Origin of the sequence: Methylophaga sp. UBA4204, from assembly GCF_002379485.1 — a bacterium.
Classification (GTDB): domain Bacteria; phylum Pseudomonadota; class Gammaproteobacteria; order Nitrosococcales; family Methylophagaceae; genus Methylophaga.
In genome coordinates, this window is the sequence record NZ_DFTU01000054.1 from 25,034 (window position 1) to 28,305 (window position 3,272).

Genomic DNA, 3,272 nt, shown 5'->3' on the forward strand with positions numbered 1-3,272 from the left:
GATAATTTACATACTGCCATCCCTCAGCCCGTTATCAGCCTTGAGCAACTTTGTAATCCGCTCCCATGTCGCAATCGGCTGGCAGCCAAAATAATTCAAAATATGATTGAAACCCTAGAACTCTTTTCTCATCGTGGTCTTAGTGACTTTCTGCCATTATGGCCACAATATGATGCCCTGCATAATCAGGCTATCAATATCATCAGCGAAAACGGACAATTTACCGCTCTCGCCTGTGGTATCAACGAACAAGGTGAATTACGGTACATGCGTGACCAGCAAGTAGCATACTTATCTAACAGCCATCTCAGTATCAGGTTTGCCTCATGATCTTATTAGTCGATATTGGAAACAGTCAGATTAAATGGACCACGATAAAGTCCAAGGTGTTGGCGGACTCACAACATTTCAGCAGGCCAAAGACCGGTATCAAAGCAGCTTTGAATAAAGCGTGGAAATCACTTGAAGATATCGAGGCTGTTTTTGTCAGTAACGTTGCCGGCGACAAGATTGCCGCACAACTGACCGAATGGATCGACAAACAATGGAAACTGACACCGGTATTTGTGCAAGGTGAGAAAAGAAGGTTTGGTGTGACCAATGCTTACGAACAACCTGAAACACTGGGTGTGGATCGCTGGTTAGCCATTGTCGCCGGTCGCCAGCATGCACGACAGGTTACCTGCATCATTGATTGTGGCACAGCTATCACCGTGGATATCGTGACTGAAAAAGGACAGCATCAGGGCGGTTTGATTGTCCCCGGATTGTCACTGATGAAAAAAATGTTGACCGATAACACCGATGCGCTCAGCAATGTGACACAAGAAAATGAATTTAACTTATTGGCAACCAACACTCATAGCGCTATTCAGGCGGGTACGTTGTACATGGTTACGGCTACCCTGGAAAATCTCATCAATGATCTGCAACAGAATTTCACAGATGAGGTTCGATTTTTAATTACCGGAGGTGATGCTGAGGAATTAATTCCACTCATGCCCCAGCCACTAATCCACGAACCTGATTTAGTGCTGAAAGGTTTGGCGCAATACGCCAGACAAAACAATCAACGCAATAAAAATAAACCGATGAAACAGATTGAGTCCAACTCGGATGAAACCCCGATAGAAGACTCAACAGCATTGCCAGAAAACGCGAACTGAGATAAGCTTTCGCACCCTTAAGGAGAACTGGCCGAGTGGTTGAAGGCGCACGCCTGGAAAGTGTGTATAGGTTAATAGCCTATCGAGGGTTCGAATCCCTCGTTCTCCGCCAAATTAATTTCTTACACTACGGCTTGTTGATCTCCATTGGTCATTCTCCACCCATCGCTTTATCGGATTTTTAAAAGTAATGGTTGATCTTGCGCATGGATATTAAGCATTTTCAGAATACAGAAACCAGCTTCATCTTATTGAACCCAGTTTTTGCTTCCCCTTGGCCGAACTGTCTGAATGAACAGACAATAATAAATTTCTTTATTTTTATTACCGCTATGCATGGCACTCAAATCAAAAAAAGCATAGAATAGCCAACTCTATGGTGGCCCAGCCGGTCTCCTCGCGACGATATGTTGGTTACCACGTCAGGCCCGGAAGGGAGCAGCGCAGCCATCGGACTCGGGCGCCGAGATTGGGCTGGTTTGGGTCACCACCCTTATACCACATTGGGTATCTGACAAGCTGCATGAGTTATCTGGTACTAGCCCGCAAGTGGCGCCCCAAAAAATTTGCCGAAGTTGTCGGCCAGCAGCACGTATTACGTGCGCTGATCAATGGTCTTGACCAAGACCGCTTACATCATGCTTTTTTGTTTGCCGGCACCCGCGGAGTGGGTAAAACCACATTGGCTAGAATATTTGCCAAATCTCTCAATTGTGAACAAGGCATCAGCTCTACTCCCTGTGGCGAGTGTAATAGCTGTGTTGAAGTCGACAACGGTCGTTTTGTTGATTTGATTGAAGTTGATGCCGCGTCGCGTACCAAGGTCGATGATACCCGTGAGCTGCTGGATAATGTTCAATATGCGCCCAGTCGCGGACGCTACAAAGTTTATTTGATCGACGAAGTCCATATGCTGTCCACCAGCAGTTTTAATGCGTTACTAAAAACACTGGAAGAACCCCCTCCTCACGTCAAATTCCTGTTTGCTACAACGGATCCGCAGAAGTTACCAGTCACGATTTTATCTCGTTGCCTGCAATTTAATCTGCGTCGATTAGATATCAAACAAATTTCCGATCATCTGGCGTTTATTCTGCAGCAAGAAAATATAGATTTTGAAGCCGAGGCTTTAAATCAGATTGCCTTTGCTGCTGATGGCAGTATGCGGGATGCTCTGAGCCTGCTGGATCAGGCAATAGCCTTTTCCGGCGGCAAAGTGACAACGGAAATTGTCAGTCAGATGCTGGGCAGTGTTTCCCAACAGCAATTAGTCCAATTGCTTGAAGCGTTAGCTGCTAAAGATGCCAAATCACTCTTGATACATATTGATGAATTGGCCTCTTTAGGCCGTGACTTTGTGGTGGTACTGGATGGTTTGATGACCAGTCTGCAACGCATTGCTACAATTCAATTAATTGCCGACACAGAATCACTAGATCAACAGGATGATGCGGCATTACAGAATTTAGCCAATGTTTTCTCCGCTGAAACAGTACAACTGCTTTACCAGATTGCCTTGCATGGCAAGCGCGATATGCCTTATGCAGCTGACCCACGTAGCGGTTTTGAAATGACCTTGTTGCGGATGTTGAGTTTTCAACCTCAGGCAGTAACTTTTAACGCGGGGCAGCCCCCCGTAAAAAAGTCGCAAGCCAATAGTGAATCAGCGCCTGTTTCGGCAGCGGTAAGTTCATCCGTTGAACCAGCTGCAACGTATTCTCCTCCATCAGGTTCAACGGTTACCCATTCTACAAAAGCTGAGCCTGAGTCCGCAGAACCACCGCCAAGTGCACCAGCAAAACTTGAGGTAAAGGAACCACCGCCGGTCGAGCCTGAATCGCATTCGATAGTGGTCACTAATACTTCAACCGAAGTTCAGCCCAAAGAAACTGCACATTCTAACTCTGACGATGCATCACAGCTGCTCAATTTGACCACAGCAAACTGGACCGCGTTGATTGCACAATTAAAACTGTCCGCATTTGCCAGGCAATTGGCGGATCACTGTGCCTATCTCCGCTCGGATAAAAATAAAATTTATCTTTCCGTCGCATCTGAATTACAGCATCTGGCAAATGATAAATCGGTTGCAAAACTGCAAGCAGC

2 protein-coding genes, 1 tRNA gene, 1 other RNA gene and 1 pseudogene are annotated in these 3,272 nt (G+C 46.1%); all 5 read left to right on the top strand.

Annotated elements, in window-relative coordinates; translation table 11 throughout:
* Positions 1–330 (top strand): annotated as a pseudogene (locus B3182_RS07800) (biotin--[acetyl-CoA-carboxylase] ligase); the annotation flags it as partial.
* Positions 327–1,166, top strand: coding sequence for a type III pantothenate kinase (locus tag B3182_RS07805; protein WP_292354730.1), 840 nt, complete (start codon positions 327–329; stop codon positions 1,164–1,166). The pseudogene B3182_RS07800 and the gene B3182_RS07805, both read left to right, overlap by 4 nt.
* Before the next feature lie 21 nt (positions 1,167–1,187).
* A tRNA-Ser gene (locus B3182_RS07810) sits at positions 1,188–1,278 on the top strand.
* Between the two features lie 274 nt (positions 1,279–1,552).
* An RNA gene (gene ffs, locus B3182_RS07815) (signal recognition particle sRNA small type) lies at positions 1,553–1,649 on the top strand.
* A 40-nt stretch (positions 1,650–1,689) separates the two neighbouring features.
* A partial coding sequence (gene dnaX, locus B3182_RS07820; RefSeq protein WP_292752234.1) for a DNA polymerase III subunit gamma/tau occupies positions 1,690–3,272 on the top strand: 1,583 nt, incomplete at its 3' end.

Excerpts from the sequence above, each read along its gene's own strand:
- B3182_RS07805 (WP_292354730.1), top strand. The coding sequence starts at position 327 with ATGATCTTATTAGTCGATATTGGAAACAGTCAGATTAAATGGACCACG.